The sequence below is a fragment of the Kitasatospora sp. NE20-6 genome (assembly GCF_045862635.1).
In genome coordinates this window covers 1-14,260 of the sequence record NZ_BPRL01000076.1, presented here as the reverse complement: position 1 = coordinate 14,260, position 14,260 = coordinate 1, and the positions used below count along the sequence as shown (strand labels likewise).

The 14,260-nt window shown below is 72.1% G+C and carries 14 protein-coding genes; 7 read left to right on the top strand and 7 right to left on the bottom strand.

Annotated elements, in window-relative coordinates:
• Nucleotides 1-22: 22 nt before the first annotated feature.
• From SNE206_RS34930 to SNE206_RS34920, 3 genes are all read right to left on the bottom strand, one after another.
• Nucleotides 23-1,045 (bottom strand): alanine racemase, encoded by a 1,023-nt coding sequence (locus SNE206_RS34930; RefSeq protein ID WP_407917591.1) that lies wholly within the window; start codon nt 1,043-1,045, stop codon nt 23-25.
• Nucleotides 1,046-1,077: 32 nt separating this feature from the next.
• The gene (locus tag SNE206_RS34925) at nt 1,078-2,196 is read right to left on the bottom strand and encodes a lipid II:glycine glycyltransferase FemX (RefSeq protein WP_407917590.1); all 1,119 of its coding nucleotides are present in this window, start codon (nt 2,194-2,196) and stop codon (nt 1,078-1,080) included.
• A gap of 183 nt (nt 2,197-2,379) precedes the next feature.
• Nucleotides 2,380-2,685: a hypothetical protein gene (locus tag SNE206_RS34920; RefSeq protein WP_407917589.1), complete on the bottom strand. Its 306-nt coding sequence runs from the start codon at nt 2,683-2,685 to the stop codon at nt 2,380-2,382.
• Between the two features lie 309 nt (nt 2,686-2,994).
• Here SNE206_RS34920 and rpsF point away from each other — a divergent pair, with 309 nt between their 5' ends.
• The 4 genes from rpsF to rplI all read left to right on the top strand — a co-directional run bounded on the left by rpsF (nt 2,995) and on the right by rplI (nt 4,819).
• Nucleotides 2,995-3,285, top strand: a complete 291-nt coding sequence (gene rpsF / locus SNE206_RS34915; protein ID WP_405012336.1) for a 30S ribosomal protein S6 — start codon at nt 2,995-2,997, stop codon at nt 3,283-3,285.
• Between the two features lie 104 nt (nt 3,286-3,389).
• On the top strand, nt 3,390-4,007 hold the full coding sequence (gene ssb / locus SNE206_RS34910) for a single-stranded DNA-binding protein (protein WP_407917588.1): 618 nt from the start codon (nt 3,390-3,392) through the stop codon (nt 4,005-4,007).
• Between the two features lie 111 nt (nt 4,008-4,118).
• A complete protein-coding gene (rpsR, locus tag SNE206_RS34905; protein WP_030270170.1) occupies nt 4,119-4,355 on the top strand; it encodes a 30S ribosomal protein S18 in 237 nt (78 codons plus the stop codon).
• Between the two features lie 17 nt (nt 4,356-4,372).
• The gene (rplI, locus tag SNE206_RS34900; RefSeq protein ID WP_407917587.1) at nt 4,373-4,819 is read left to right on the top strand and encodes a 50S ribosomal protein L9; all 447 of its coding nucleotides are present in this window, start codon (nt 4,373-4,375) and stop codon (nt 4,817-4,819) included.
• Between the two features lie 98 nt (nt 4,820-4,917).
• Here rplI and SNE206_RS34895 read toward each other — a convergent pair whose 3' ends face one another.
• On the bottom strand, nt 4,918-6,243 hold the full coding sequence (locus SNE206_RS34895; protein ID WP_407917586.1) for an MATE family efflux transporter: 1,326 nt from the start codon (nt 6,241-6,243) through the stop codon (nt 4,918-4,920).
• 495 nt (nt 6,244-6,738) lie between these two features.
• Here SNE206_RS34895 and dnaB point away from each other — a divergent pair, with 495 nt between their 5' ends.
• On the top strand, nt 6,739-8,343 hold the full coding sequence (gene dnaB, locus SNE206_RS34890) for a replicative DNA helicase (protein ID WP_407917585.1): 1,605 nt from the start codon (nt 6,739-6,741) through the stop codon (nt 8,341-8,343).
• A 98-nt stretch (nt 8,344-8,441) separates the two neighbouring features.
• Here dnaB and SNE206_RS34885 read toward each other — a convergent pair whose 3' ends face one another.
• Nucleotides 8,442-9,008, bottom strand: a complete 567-nt coding sequence (locus SNE206_RS34885) for a dihydrofolate reductase family protein (protein ID WP_407917584.1) — start codon at nt 9,006-9,008, stop codon at nt 8,442-8,444.
• 496 nt (nt 9,009-9,504) lie between these two features.
• Here SNE206_RS34885 and SNE206_RS34880 point away from each other — a divergent pair, with 496 nt between their 5' ends.
• A complete protein-coding gene (locus SNE206_RS34880) occupies nt 9,505-10,335 on the top strand; it encodes a hypothetical protein (protein ID WP_407917583.1) in 831 nt (276 codons plus the stop codon).
• 119 nt (nt 10,336-10,454) lie between these two features.
• On the opposite strand, the gene manA is transcribed toward SNE206_RS34880, so the two are convergent.
• Both manA and SNE206_RS34870 read right to left on the bottom strand, forming a co-directional pair.
• Entirely contained in the window at nt 10,455-11,645 is a 1,191-nt protein-coding gene (gene manA / locus SNE206_RS34875) for a mannose-6-phosphate isomerase, class I (protein WP_407917582.1), read from the bottom strand.
• Nucleotides 11,646-11,762: 117 nt separating this feature from the next.
• Entirely contained in the window at nt 11,763-13,157 is a 1,395-nt protein-coding gene (locus SNE206_RS34870) for a phosphomannomutase/phosphoglucomutase (RefSeq protein ID WP_407917581.1), read from the bottom strand.
• A gap of 348 nt (nt 13,158-13,505) precedes the next feature.
• On the opposite strand from SNE206_RS34870, the gene SNE206_RS34865 reads away from it, so the two are divergent.
• On the top strand, nt 13,506-14,260 hold a 755-nt coding region (locus tag SNE206_RS34865; protein WP_407917580.1), incomplete at its 3' end, for a polyprenol monophosphomannose synthase.

Genomic DNA, 14,260 nt, shown 5'->3' with positions numbered 1-14,260 from the left:
CGGACGGACGGACGGGCAGGGCCTACCGGTCGACCACCCGGTCGAAGTGGGTCGTGGTGTGACGGATGTTCAGGGCGAGCTCGTCGCCGATCACCGGCGGCTTGATGTCGCCCGGCAGGAAGAGGATCGACACCTGCATGTGGGGCGGTTCGGCGAACCAGAGCTGCCGGCCGTCCCACACGTAGGGGGAGAGGGTGCGGTTCACCGTGGCGAGGCCCGCCCGGGCCAGGCCCTTGGCGCGCGGCAGCATGCCGTGCAGGTACTTGGGGGCCTCCAGGCCGACGCCGTGCGCGGTGCCTCCCGTCACGACGAGGAGATGGCCGTCGGACGGCGCCTTGTGCTGGCGGTAGCCGTACCGGTCGCCCTTGGCGACCGGGGTGGTGTCGAGGACGGACGCCGCGGCGTGCAGGGCCTGGACGTCGCCGAGCCAGAGCCGGGTGCCGATCCGGGAGCGGAACACCGTGTCGGGGAAGAGGGCGCCGAGGCGGGTCACGTCGGGGGCCGCCAGGTGGCTCAGGTAGACGGTGGCGGGCGGTGGGCCGACGGCGGAGACCGCCCGCACCCAGCCGGCCACCTCCTCCACCGGGTCGGAGCCGTCCGGCCGGTCCAGCGGCAGGTGCAGCGCGAAGCCCTCCACGACCGGCCCGTCGGCAGGGAGCTTCGGCAGGTCGGTCCGGGCGATGCCGTGCCGGCGCATCGAGGTCATGCACTCGACCACCACCCGGGTGCCGGCGGGCAGGGCCCGCAGCACGTCCGCGTGGGCCACCGTGCGGACCGTCCGGGCCGGCAGGCCCGGCACGTCCTCGCCGGCCCGGCAGGGGGTGAGCACCAGGACGTCCCCGGGGAAGTCGACGGCGGCGGCCTCGCGGGCGGTGCCGACCGCGAGGGTGCCGGTGCCGAGCCGGGCCGCCTCCTCGGCGAGGCGGGTGATGCCCAGCCCGTAGCCGTTGCCCTTGGCGACCGGCACCAGACCGGGGAAATCCGCCAGCACCGCCTGCTGGTGCGCCCGCCAGCGGGCGGTGTCCACGTACAGCGACAGGGTCATCGGTCACTCCCCGAGGATGTGGTGAGCGCGCCTCAGCGGCGCGACATGTAGAGGTCGAGTGCCTTGTGCAGGAGCTTGTTCAGCGGGAAGTCCCACTCGCCGAGGTACTCGGCGGCCTGGCCGCCGGTGCCGACCTTGAACTGGATCAGGCCGAAGAGGTGGTCGTCCTCCTGCAGCGTGTCGCTGATGCCGCGCAGGTCGTAGACGGCGGCGCCGAGCGCGTACGAGTCGCGCATCATCCGCCACTGGACGGCGTTGGACGGCTTGACCTCGCGCTTGTGGTCGGCGGAGGCGCCGTAGGAGTACCAGACGTGCTCGCCGACCACGAGCATCGTCGTCGCCGCCAGCGGCTCTCCCTCGTGGTAGGCGATGTAGAGGCGCATCCGGTTCGGGTCCTCGTCGGTCAGCGCGCGCCACATGCGCTGGAAGTAGGACAGCGGGCGCGGCGTGAAGCGGTCCCGCTCCGCGGTGACGAGGTACAGCTGGTGGAAGACCGGGAGGTCCTCGTAGCCGCCCTGGACGACCTCGACGCCGCTCTTCTCGGCCTTCTTGATGTTGCGCCGCCAGAGCTGGTTGAAGCCGCGCTGCACGTCGTCGAGCGAGCGGTCGGCGAGCGGCACCTGGAAGACGTACCGGGGCTGGACGTCGCCGAAGCCCGCACCGCCGTCCTCGCCCTGCAGCCAGCCGGCCTTGCGCAGCCGGTCGGCGATCTCGAAGGCCCGCGGCTCGTACCAGTCGGGCTCGACGTCGCGCAGCCGCTTGGCCTGCGGGTCGGTCATCGCGGCCTTGATGGTGCCGGCGTCCCACCGGCGGACGACCACCGGCGGGCCCATCTTCACGGAGAACGCGCCCTGCGCCTTGAGGTGCGCCAGCATCGGCTGCAGCCAGCCGTCGAGGTCGCGGTCGAACCAGTCGATCACCGGGCCCTCCGGCAGGTAGGCCAGGTAGCGCTTCACCTTCGGCAGCTGCCGGTAGAGCACCAGCCCGGCACCGACGATCGTGCCGGTGCTGTCGAACCAGCCGAGGCTCTCCGAGCGCCACTCCGCCTTGACGTCCGACCAGGACGGCACCTGCATGTGGCTGGCGGAGGGACGGGACTGGATGAAGGCCAGGTGTTCCTTGCGGGTGATCGTCCTCATGCGCAGGCTCATGCGGGGCTGCTCCTCCTCGGTCGGGCGGTCCAGGGGTGAGATCACGGCGACCCTATCGCCCGGAATGGTCCGTTTCGGTGGGGGCTGGGCCGACGTGCCGGAGCCCTCCCCGCATACCTGTGCACAGGTAAGTACGCGGGGAGGGCGCCGGAGGTCACGCAGAATTCCGGCGCGCGGTCGTCGTTACACGCCCCCGAAGAAGCCGCCGTGGGAAAGGCCCAGGTAGAGGCCGAAGCCCGCCAGGCCCACGGAGATGATGAGGACGAAGCGCTCGGCGGTGGTGACCGAGATGAACTGCCCCCACATTCCGGCCACGACCCCGAGGAGGCCGGTCCACGAGGTCATGATGTGGAGGCTGTCGAAGAACGAGCTGACGAACGCCAGCACGCCCAGGACGGCCGCCGCCGCGGCGAGGGAGTTCTCGCGCGGGTGCGCGTGCCCGTCGGTGTTGAGGGTGACGGCCGGAAATCGGCGAAGGGTCTGTGCCATGGAGCCCACCTCCCGGGGTGGATCGGGGCGATCCGAACGGCGCGCGTCGGAGGCGTGCCGTTCTGTCCAGATTGATGGTGATATGCCCAGGATCACAACCGGTAGGCATTTTGGTCCGCCGCACCCGGGCAGGTAGGCTGTGCGGTCTGCACTGGTGTAGATGTGCACCCGTGTGCCCTTCGCCGGGCCCCGGGTTGTCAGACCCCGCCACTACGGTGGTCGGAGTCGTCACTGCATCGGTGCGACGCTGCACAACCCTCCTGCCACGGAGAGACCGTGGCCGTTGAGCCCAAAGGAGGTGGGTTACCCATGCGTCACTACGAGGTGATGGTGATCCTCGACCCGTCGGTCGAGGAGCGCGCTGTCTCCCCCCTGATCGAGAACTTCCTCAACGTTGTCCGCACCGGTGGCGGCAAGGTCGAGAAGATCGACACCTGGGGCCGTCGCCGTCTGGCCTACGAGATCAACAAGCAGTCCGAGGGCATCTACTCGGTCATCGACCTGAAGGCCACGCCTGAGGTCGTCAAGGAGCTCGACCGCCAGCTCGGCCTGAGCGAGTCGGTCCTGCGGACCAAGGTCCTGCGCCCGGACACCCACTGAGCCACCGCTGACACCTCCGGGTGTCGGGAGGCTCACGCACGGTGTTTCACGTGAAACACCGAGCGAGCACCGCAGAACTCCTTTTCCGAGAGGTCACCACCACCATGGCAGGCGAGACCGTCATCACCCTCGTCGGCAATCTCGTCGACGACCCCGAGCTGCGCTTCACCCCGTCGGGTGCGGCGGTCGCGAAGTTCCGTATCGCGTCCACCCCGCGCACCTTCGACCGTCAGACGAACGAGTGGAAGGACGGCGAGAGCCTCTTCCTCACGTGCAACGTCTGGCGTCAGCCGGCGGAGAACGTGGCCGAGTCGCTGCAGCGCGGCATGCGCGTCATCGTGCAGGGCCGACTGCGCCAGCGGTCTTACGAGACCAAGGAAGGCGAGAAGCGGACGGTCTTCGAGGTCGAGGTCGACGAAGTCGGCCCGAGCCTGCGATCGGCGACCGCCAAGGTCACCCGGGCCAACCGGTCCGGCGGCCAGGGCGGTGGCGGCGGCTTCGGCGGCCAGCAGGGCGGCGCGCCGTCCGGTGGCAACTGGAGCGGCGGCGGCGGCCAGCAGCAGGGCGGCAGCGGTGGCGGCAGCTGGGGTGGAAACTCCGGCGGCGGCCAGTCCGGCCCGTCCGACGACCCGTGGGCCTCTTCGGCTCCCTCCGGTGGAAACCAGGGCGGCAGCTGGGGCGGCAACTCGGGCGGCGGCTACTCGGAAGAGCCCCCGTTCTAAAGCGGTGCGCGCCGGGCGCGGTCCTCGGACCGGGCCCAGGCATGCTGAGAGATTTCGTGCGGTCCGACGTCCACCGTGTCGACGGACCGTCCATTCCCAATGGAGCACATGATGGCGAAGCCGCCTGCTCGCAAGCCGAAGAAGAAGGTTTGCGTCTTCTGCAAGGACAAGGTCAACTACGTTGACTACAAGGACACGAACCTGCTGCGGAAGTTCATCTCCGACCGCGGCAAGATCCGTGCCCGCCGGGTCACCGGCAACTGCACCCAGCACCAGCGCGACGTCGCCACGGCTGTGAAGAACAGCCGTGAGATGGCGCTGCTGCCCTACACCTCCACCACGCGCTAAGAGAGGGTGACCGAAGAATGAAGATCATCCTCACTCACGAGGTCCCCGGCCTCGGCAGCGCCGGTGAGGTCGTCGAGGTCAAGGACGGCTACGCCCGCAACTTCCTGGTCCCGCGTGGCTTCGCCATCCGCTGGACCAAGGGCGGCCAGAAGGACGTCGACGCGATCCGTCGCGCCCGCAAGATCCACGAGATCCAGACCCTCGAAGCCGCCACCTCGGTGAAGGCGAAGCTCGAGGGCCTGCAGGTCAAGCTGGCCGTTCGCTCCGGCGACGCCGGCCGCCTGTTCGGCTCCGTGACCCAGGCCGACGTCGTCGCCGCCATCAAGGCTGCCGACGGCCCGACCGTGGACAAGCGCGCCGTCGCGATCGCCTCGCCGATCAAGACCGTGGGCACCCACAAGGTCTCGGTCAAGCTGCACTCCGACGTGCTGGCCAACCTCGACGTCAACGTCGTGGCCGGCTGACTGCCGTAGCTGTGGCCCGAGGGCCGGTCTCCCCCGGGGAGACCGGCCCTCGGTCGTGTCCGGCGCCCGTGCCCTCCCGGCACGGGCGCCGGCTCCGTTCAGGCCCGCACCGCGCCGGTGACCAGCCACCGCCCGGTGCGCACCCGCAGCACGAGGAACGCGGTCCGGGTGAGCATGAAGAGGTTCATCGCCCACCACAGGCCGGCCAGCCCGCCGCCCAGCACCGGCACGGCGACCGCCGCGGGGACGAACACCAGCAGCGTGCCGAGCATCGCCCGCGCGAGGTAGCCGCCGTCCCCGGCGCCCATCAGGACACCGTCCAGGACGAAGACGATCCCGCCCGCCGGCTGGGTGAGGGCGGCCAGCAGCAGCGCGGTCGACAGCAGGCCCTGCACGGTCGGGTCGGCGGTGAACAGCGGCACGTACAGCGGCCCGGCCGCCACCATCAGCAGGCCGAGCACCATCCCGGTGCCCAGGCCCCACCGGAGCATCCGCCGGGTCGCCGCCCGGGCTCCCGGCACGTCGCCGGCCCCCAGGTGGCGGGCGACGATCGCCTGGCCGGCGATGGCGATCGCGTCGAGCGCGAAGGCGGTGAACACCCAGATGGTCAGCGTGATCTGGTGCGCCGCGATCTCGGCGTCGCCGAGGTTCGCCGCCACCGCGGTGGCGATCAGCAGCACCGCGCGCAGGCTCAGGGTGCGCACCACCAGCGGCCCGCCGGCCCGGGCGCAGGCCCGGATGCCGGCCGGGTCCGGGCGCAGGCTCGTGCCCTCGCGGCGGGCCCCCCGCACCACCACCAGCAGGTACGCCGCGGCCATGCCGTTCTGCGCCAGCACGGTGCCCCAGGCGGAGCCCGCCACACCGAGCCCGGCGCCGTACACCAGGCCGAGGTTGAGCCCGGCGTTGGCGGCGAACCCGGCCACCGCCACCAGCAGCGGGGTGCGGGTGTCCTGGAGGCCGCGGAGCACGCCGGTGGCCGCCAGCACCACCAGCATCGCCGGTATGCCGAGCGCGCTGATCCGGAGGTAGGTGACGGCGTGCGGGGCGGCCGTGGGGGAGGCGCCCAGCAGCGCGGCGGCCTGGGGGGCGAGCGCGAGGGTGAGCACCGTCAGCCCGGCGGAGAGCAGCAGGGCGAGCCAGAGGCCGTCCACGCCCTGCTGGACGGCGGCGCGGCGGTCGCCCGCGCCGATGCGGCGGGCCACGGCGGCGGTGGTGGCGTACGCGAGGAAGACGAAGACGCCGATGGCGGTGGTGAGGGCGGCCGAGGCGATGCCGAGCCCGGCCAGCTGGGCGGTGCCGAGGTGGCCGACGATGGCGGAGTCGGCCAGCAGGAAGAGCGGTTCGGCGACCAGTGCGCCGAAGGCCGGTACGGCGAGGGCGAGGATCTCGCGGTCGTGGCGGCGGCGGGCGGACGGCGTGGTCATGTGAGCCAGCCTACTCATCCACAGGTAAGGGATGTGGGTGGCCTGTGTCACTTACTCGAAATCCTGATCGAGATCCGCCCGGAGCCCGGTCCGCATGGTGGGTGCGGTGGATACCCGGCCGTGTGAAGTATTTCTCATGCACAGCCGTCCGAGGAGGGAAGCGCAGGTCAGGATGTTGACAGTAGGCGGATCGTTCAGTTGTCCACAGGACCGTCCACAGGGTTGTGCACAGGTTTGCGGTACTTATCCACAGACCGGCGACCGTCATCCACACCCCCTGTGGATAACCATCTTGGCCGAACGGCCCCCGGCGCCGTAGCGTGGGCCCCGACCCGACCTCCCGGCCCTCCGCCCCCGTACCGCGGCGGACCGGGCCCGCACCGCGCGGCACCTGGTGCCCGGCGCCGGAAATGTCGGCCCGGTGGCGTAGGAAGGGAGTCGCGCCACCGGCAAGGCTCGCACCACTCGCACGACTCGCTGATCGGGGAACACGCGTTGACCGGCCCCCAGTACGACGACCACGACGTCCCGCCGCCGCCGGAGGACGACTGGCAGCCGTCCGACGACGCCTTCGCCCCCGGGGCCTCGTTCCCCGACACCCCCAGCGACCGCCTGCCGGTCTCCCGGGGCCGTGGCGAGGTCGGCGGCCGCGACGGTGGGGGCAAGGGGACGTTCCAGCGGGGCGAGGGCTCCTACCAGAAGGGCGACCGGCGCCGGCGCGACGACCGTGACGGCGGCGCGTCCGAGGACCGCAGCCCCTCCGGCGAGAGCTTCGAGCGGGTGCCGCCGCAGGACCTCGCGGCCGAGCAGTCCGTCCTGGGCGGCATGCTGCTGTCCAAGGACGCCATCGCCGACGTCGTCGAGGTGCTCAAGCCCGCCGACTACTACCGGCCCGCCCACGAGATGATCCACGGCGCGATCCTCGACCTGTACGCCCGGGGCGAGCCGGCCGACCCGATCACCGTCGCCGGCGAGCTGACCAAGCGCGGCGAGCTGGCCCGCGTCGGCGGCCCCGGCTACCTCCACACCCTCGTCAACTCCGTTCCCACCGCCGCCAACGCCGAGTACTACGCCGAGATCGTCCACGAGCGGGCGGTGCTGCGGCGGCTCGTCGAGGCGGGCACCCGGATCGCCGGCATGGGCTACGCCGCCGAGGGCGACGTCGACGAGATCGTCAACGCGGCCCAGGCCGAGATCTACGCCGTCACCGAGCAGCGCACCAGCGAGGACTACGCGCCGCTGGCCGACATCATGGAGGGCGCCCTCGACGAGATCGAGGCGATCGGCTCCCGGGCCGGCCAGATGTCCGGCGTGCCCACCGGCTTCGCCGACTTCGACGCCCTCACCAACGGCCTCCACCCCGGGCAGATGATCGTCATCGCCGCCCGTCCCGCGATGGGCAAGTCGACCCTCGCCCTGGACTTCGCCCGGGCCTGCTCCATCCACAACAACCTGCCGAGCGTGATCTTCTCGCTCGAGATGGGCCGCAACGAGATCGCGATGCGCCTCCTCTCGGCCGAGGCGCGGGTCGCCCTGCACCACATGCGGTCCGGCAACATGACCGACGACGACTGGACGCGCGTCGCGCGGCGCATGCCCGACGTCACCAACGCGCCCCTCTACATCGACGACTCGCCGAACCTGTCGATGATGGAGATCCGCGCGAAGTGCCGCCGCCTCAAGCAGCGCAACGACCTCAAGCTCGTCGTCATCGACTACCTCCAGCTGATGCAGGCGGGCGGCTCGCGCCGTGCCGAGAGCCGCCAGCAGGAGGTCTCGGACATGTCCCGTAACCTCAAGCTCCTCGCGAAGGAGCTGGAAGTGCCGGTCATCGCGCTCTCCCAGCTGAACCGTGGCCCCGAGCAGCGCACCGACAAGAAGCCGATGGTCTCCGACCTCCGCGAGTCGGGCTCCATCGAGCAGGACGCCGACATGGTCGTCCTGCTGCACCGCGAGGACGCCTACGAGAAGGAGTCGCCCCGCGCCGGCGAGGCCGACCTGATCGTCGCCAAGCACCGTAACGGCCCCACCGCGACCATCACCGTGGCCTTCCAGGGCCACTACTCCCGCTTCGTCGACATGACCCGCGACATCACCTGAGCCGTAGGGCCCCGCGGCTGATGCCGTAGCCTCACGGGCCGTGTCGTACCGAGGGCGTGCACGGCATCACCGTGGGACCGGCGCGTGGGTGCTGCTGCTCAGCGCCTCGTCTCGTACCTGGTCAGGACCACGCCGCCGGGCAACGTCCGCGTCTCCAGCAGGTTCAGGTTCACCCAGCCGTCCAGCGCGGTGAAGAACGGCGTGCCGCTGCCCACCAGGACCGGATGGGTGGCGATCACGTACTCGTCGATCAGCCCGGCGCGCATGGCCGCCCCGGCGAGCGTCGCGCCGCCGATGGTCATCGGGCCGCCGTCCCCGGCCTTGAGCCGGGTGATCTCGGCGATCGCGTCGCCGGTGACCAGGCGGGTGTTCCAGTCGACCCTGTCGATCGTCGAGGAGAACACCACCTTCGGCGTGTCCCGCCAGTTCCGCGCGAACTCGATCTCCGCCGGGGTGGCGTCGGGCCGCTGGTCGCCGGTCGGCCAGTAGGAGCTCATCGTCTCCCACAGCTTGCGCCCGTACAGCGAGAGGCCGCTCGCCCGGTCGTGGTCGAGCCACCACTGGAACAGCTCGTCGCTCGGCGGTCCGCTCCAGCCGATGTCGTCGCCGACCGCGGCGATGTAGCCGTCCAGGGTCAGGTTCATGCCGTAGACCAGTCTCCGCATGGCCCAGCCTTCCGTCCGTGGGTGTCCGGCGTACGGAGCCAGCGCGGCGCGGGAAACCCGTCGGTGCGCGATCCGGGCTCGCCGGTGGCCCTCGTGCTCGGAGTTCAGCCTGGTGCACTCGGCCGACTCGGACAAGTCGCCCGATTCCGGCCTCGCCCGCGAGGAGACGCCACGGATGCGAGACCGGTCATGGGTGACAAGGCCGTGAGGCAGCCAAGAACGCCCGGGTCACGCACGACCGGCATGTCACGAGCGGCATGTCACGAGCGGCGAGACCCTGCAGCCGGCTGGCCCGCGGGGCCGCCCGTCGCAGGGGAGGCCGCACCCGCGGGAGGCGGCCGGGCCCGGTGCGGAAATCCCTGATGACACCTCAGAGTGGTTCGGGTACCCTCGCCGAGGCCGGGCGACCGATCGCCGTACGGGCGGGTCACAGGCCCCTTCTCTTGTGCGCGGCCGTGGCCGCGGCACGCAGTCCTTCCTATCGGAAAGAGTTCTCTTGAAGATCCGCAGTGCGCTCGCGGCTGCCGTGATGGCGCCTGTTGCGCTGCTCGCCGTCGCCCCCGCCTTCGCCGAGGCTGCGCCGGTGACCCACACCCAGGCGGTGCCGTCCCTGGCCGAGCTGGAGCAGGCGGCCGCCGACGCGCAGAAGGCCTACGACGCGGCGGTGGTCGCCGCCGCCGCGGCCTTCAAGGCGATGAACGACTACTTCGACACGCCCAACGAGCTGAGCCGCAAGGCCGAGGAGGCGTGGAAGGCCTTGGTCGCGGCGAACGCCGACGTGAAGGCCGCCGACGCGGCACTCGCCGAGGCGAAGGCCGCGCTCGCCGCTCTGCCGGAGACCGCCGACGCCCAGGAGCGGGCGGACGCCGAGCAGGCCGTGACCGGTGCGAAGACGGCGGCCGAGGCCGCCGCGGCGGCCAAGGCGGTGGCCGCGGCCGCGTACGCCGTGGCCAAGAACGAGCTGGCGGACGCCCAGGTGAAAATCTCGCAGGAGTACAGCGCGGCCAAGCGGGCCATGGAGGCGGCGCTGGCCGTCAAGCAGGCCGCGGACAAGGCGCTGGCCGACGCCAGGGCGGCCGCCACCGCCTCGCCGACCGGGAGCGCCACCCCCTCCACCGGGACGAGTCCCACCCCCGCCGCGAGCGCGTCCGTGACGGTGCCGGCTTCCGGTGCGTCGGTGGTACCGTCCGCCACGGCCGTGCCGGGGAGCCTCGCCAACACCGGTTCCTCCCCGGCCACCGCCGGGATCGCCCTCGTGGGCGGCGTCGCGGTGCTGGCCGGTGCCGGTGTCGTGGTCGCGGTGCGCCGGCGGTCCTCCGGCGTGTGAGACCGCCGCGGCCGGTCCGCCGCCGCGGGGCCCGCATCCCTCCCGGGGTGCAGGCCCCGCGGCGTGTGCGGCGGGCGCCGGGGTGAGCTGCTGCGGCGGGGCGGGCGCGGGAGGCCGGGTCAGAGCGTGACGGTGGCGCGGAAGACGGTGGCGCCGGGGCCGGCCAGGGTGGTGGCGGTGCCGTCCGCGGGGAGGTAGGCGGACCGGCCGGGGGAGAGGTCCAGCGTGCTGCCGTCGCCGGCGGTGAGGCGTACGGTGCCGGCGGTGCACAGCAGGATCTGCGGGGCGTCGCCGGGGACGACCGCGGGCCGCGCGCCGAGGGCGTAGCGGGAGAGCCGGAACTCGTCGATCGGCACGGGGTAGTGGTGCTCCCCGTCGGCCGCGGCGGCGGGTCGCAGGACGTCCGGGTCGGAGGACTCGAACACGACGACCCGCATCAGCTCCGGCACGTCGACGTGCTTGGGCGTGAGCCCGCAGCGCAGCACGTTGTCGGAGTTGGCCATGATCTCGACGCCGGTGCCGCGCAGGTACGCGTGCGGCATCCCGGCGCCCAGGTAGAGGGCCTCGCCGGGCTGCAGGCGGACGAAGTTGAGCAGCAGGGCGGCGACGAGCCCGGTGTCGCCGGGGAACTCCCGTGCGGCGAAGGCGTATCCGGCGAGTGCGCCGGTCGGGTCGGCCGGGGCGGCGGCGGTGACGGCGCGGGCGACGTCGGCGACCGTCCGGGCCGCGTGGTCGCCGGTCATCGAGAGGATGGCGGCGAGGGCGTCGGCGAGGGCCTCGGCCTCGGGCTTGCTGCGCAGGGTGTCGATGAGCGGGGCGAGCCCGGGGACGTCGAGGGAGGCCATCAGGCGGGCGGCGTCGGCGGGTGCGCGGAAGCCGCAGAGTCCTTCGAACTCGTCGAGGGCGCAGATGAGTTCGGGCTTGTGGTTGGCGTCCTTGTAGTTGCGCCGGGGGGCGTCGAGGGGGATGCCGGCGGCGTTCTCGGCGGCGAAGCCGGACCGGGCCTGGGCAAGGGTCGGGTGGGCCTGGATGGAGAGCGGCAGGCCGGCGGCGAGGACCTTGAGCAGGAAGGGCAGGGCGGGGCCGAACCGGGCTGCGGCGGCGCCGAGTTCGCGTTCGGGGTCGGCTGCGACGACCTGGTCGAGGGTGGCCGTGGCGCCGTTCCGCTCCAGCCGGGACGGTGCACCGGGGTGGGCGCCGATCCACATCTCGGCCTGCGGTTCACCGGTGGGCTCCTCGCCGAGCAGGGCGGGGATGGCGGTGGTGGATCCCCAGGCGTAGGGGCGGACGGTGTTGTGCAGCCTGTCCATCGGCTCGGTCCTCGCTGGCGTGCAGGGTGGTCGGTCGGAACGGACGACTCTAGCCGAGCGGGGCGTACGGGCGGTGTCCCGCGCGGCGGCCCGTGGCGGGCCGCCGCGTGGGGTGGGTCAGGTGCGGACCAGGGCGAGGACGGCGTCACGGAGCTCGGCCATCCGGACCGGGTCCTTCGCCTCCACGTTCAACCGCAGCAACGGCTCGGTGTTCGACGCCCGCAGGTTGAACCACCAGTCGTCCCCCGCGACCGTCAACCCGTCCAGCTCGTCCGTCACCACCCCGTCCAGCTCCCCGTACACCGCCCGCACCGCAGCCGTCCGCCCCACCTGGTCCGCCACCGTCGAGTTGATCTCCCCCGACGCCGCGTACCGGTCGTAGCGCGCACACAGCGCCGACAGCGGCCGCTCCTGCCCGCCCAGCGCCGCCAGCACGTGCAGCGCCGCCAGCATCCCGGTGTCCGCCCGCCAGAAATCACGGAAGTAGTAGTGCGCCGAATGCTCACCCCCGAACACCGCGTCCGTACGCGCCATCTCCTGCTTGATGAACGAATGCCCCACCCGCGTCCGCACCGGCACCCCACCCAGGTCCGACACCACCTGCGGCACCGTCCACGACGTGATCAGATTGTGGATCACCGTCGGCGAAGCCTCCCCCGCCGCCTGCGCCCGCACGATCTCCCGCTCCGCCACCAGCGCCGTGATCGCCGACGGCGACACCGGCCCGCCCCGCTCGTCGATCACGAAACACCGGTCCGCGTCCCCGTCGAACGCCAGCCCGATGTCCGCACCCTCCACCACCACCCGCGCCTGCAGATCCACCAGGTTCGCCGGATCCAGCGGATTCGCCTCGTGGTTGGGGAACGTGCCGTCCAGCTCGAAATACATCGGCACCACCTCCAGCGGCAGCCCCGCCAGCACCGTCGGCACCGTGTGCCCGCCCATCCCGTTCCCCGCGTCGACCACCACCTTCAACGGCCGGATCCCCGACAGGTCCACCAGCGAGAGCAGATGCGCCGCGTACCCCTCCAGCGTCTCCCGCGACGACAGCACACCCGGCACCGTCCCCACCGCCGCGGCCGGCACCACCACACCCCCGTCCGCACCCGTGCACCACGACTCCACCAGCCCCCGGATCTCCGACAGCCCCGTGTCCTGACCCACCGGCGCCGCCCCCGCCCGGCACAGCTTGATCCCGTTGTACTCCGCCGGATTGTGCGACGCCGTGAACATCGCCCCCGGCAGATCCAGCGACCCCGACGCGTAGTACAGCTGATCCGTCGAACACAGACCGATCTCCACCACGTCCGCCCCGTACGCCGCCGCACCCTCCGCGAACGCCCGCGACAACCCCGGCGACGACGGCCGCATGTCATGCCCCACCACCACCGCCGACGCCCCCACCACCCGCACGAACGCCGCACCGAACGCCCACGCCAGCGACCCGTCCCACTGATCCGGCACCACACCCCGGACGTCGTACGCCTTCACCAGCTGACTCAGATCCCGCATGGGGGGCTCCACCCTGTTCGGTGCGGTCGGTCCGCACGCTGTCGCTCGACACCCGGCGCGGGCTCCGGCACCGCGGCCCGCCGGGAGCGGTGCTGCCGGGGGGCGGGTGCCGGGTGCGAGCGACCGGTTGCTGCGCGACCCACGGGTGTTCAGGTTGACCCGAGGCTACCTGGCCGCCGGGGGCGCTCCGGCCCGGCCGGACGCCGGGTGGACCCGACGTTGTACGATCCGCTTTCCGGGTTCCTTGCCCGGTGCCGATCCCGGGCCCTGTCTCGATGACGTGCGCTGTCGATCCCCCCTCCGGCTGCGGGCTCGCCGCATTGTCCCCCTTGTTCGAAAGGCTCTGACGTGACTGCCCCTGAGGAGAGCACCTTCGCCGATCTCGGCCAGGTGCTGGTGATCATCCCGACCTACAACGAGGCCGAGAACATCGAGCGGATCGTCTCCCGGGTCCGCACCGCGGTCCCCGAGGTCCACGTACTGGTCGCCGACGACAACAGCCCCGACGGCACCGGCGACCTCGCCGACAAGCTCGCCGCCGAGGACGGCCACGTCCGCGTCCTGCACCGCAAGGGCAAGGAAGGCCTCGGCGCCGCCTACCTCGCCGGCTTCCGCTGGGGCATCGACAACGGCTACGAGGTCCTCGTCGAGATGGACGCCGACGGATCCCACCAGCCCGAGGAACTCCCCCGCCTGCTCACCGCCCTGCGCACCGCCGACCTCGTCCTCGGCTCCCGCTGGGTACCCGGCGGCAAGGTCGTCAACTGGCCCAAGTCCCGCCTGCTCCTCTCCCGCGGCGGCTCCACCTACTCCCGCCTCATGCTCGACGTCCCCGTCAAGGACGTCACCGGCGGCTACCGCGCCTTCCGCAAGGACACCCTCCTCGGCCTCGGCATGGACCAGGTCGCCTCCGCCGGCTACTGCTTCCAGGTCGACCTCGCCTGGCGCACCGTCAAGGCCGGCTACAAGGTCGCCGAAGTCCCCATCACCTTCGTCGAACGCGAACACGGCGCCTCCAAGATGAGCCGCAACATCGTCGTCGAAGCCCTCTGGCGCGTCACCGCCTGGGGCATCGGCGCCCGCATCGACAAGATCACCCGCAG

Excerpts from the sequence above, each read along its gene's own strand:
- SNE206_RS34930 (WP_407917591.1), bottom strand. The coding sequence starts at position 1,045 with ATGACCCTGTCGCTGTACGTGGACACCGCCCGCTGGCGGGCGCACCAG.
- SNE206_RS34925 (WP_407917590.1), bottom strand. The coding sequence starts at position 2,196 with ATGAGCCTGCGCATGAGGACGATCACCCGCAAGGAACACCTGGCCTTC.
- SNE206_RS34920 (WP_407917589.1), bottom strand. The coding sequence starts at position 2,685 with ATGGCACAGACCCTTCGCCGATTTCCGGCCGTCACCCTCAACACCGAC.
- rpsF (WP_405012336.1), top strand. The coding sequence starts at position 2,995 with ATGCGTCACTACGAGGTGATGGTGATCCTCGACCCGTCGGTCGAGGAG.
- ssb (WP_407917588.1), top strand. The coding sequence starts at position 3,390 with ATGGCAGGCGAGACCGTCATCACCCTCGTCGGCAATCTCGTCGACGAC.
- rpsR (WP_030270170.1), top strand. The coding sequence starts at position 4,119 with ATGGCGAAGCCGCCTGCTCGCAAGCCGAAGAAGAAGGTTTGCGTCTTC.
- rplI (WP_407917587.1), top strand. The coding sequence starts at position 4,373 with ATGAAGATCATCCTCACTCACGAGGTCCCCGGCCTCGGCAGCGCCGGT.
- SNE206_RS34895 (WP_407917586.1), bottom strand. The coding sequence starts at position 6,243 with ATGACCACGCCGTCCGCCCGCCGCCGCCACGACCGCGAGATCCTCGCC.
- SNE206_RS34885 (WP_407917584.1), bottom strand. The coding sequence starts at position 9,008 with ATGCGGAGACTGGTCTACGGCATGAACCTGACCCTGGACGGCTACATC.
- manA (WP_407917582.1), bottom strand. The coding sequence starts at position 11,645 with ATGGACAGGCTGCACAACACCGTCCGCCCCTACGCCTGGGGATCCACC.
- SNE206_RS34870 (WP_407917581.1), bottom strand. The coding sequence starts at position 13,157 with ATGCGGGATCTGAGTCAGCTGGTGAAGGCGTACGACGTCCGGGGTGTG.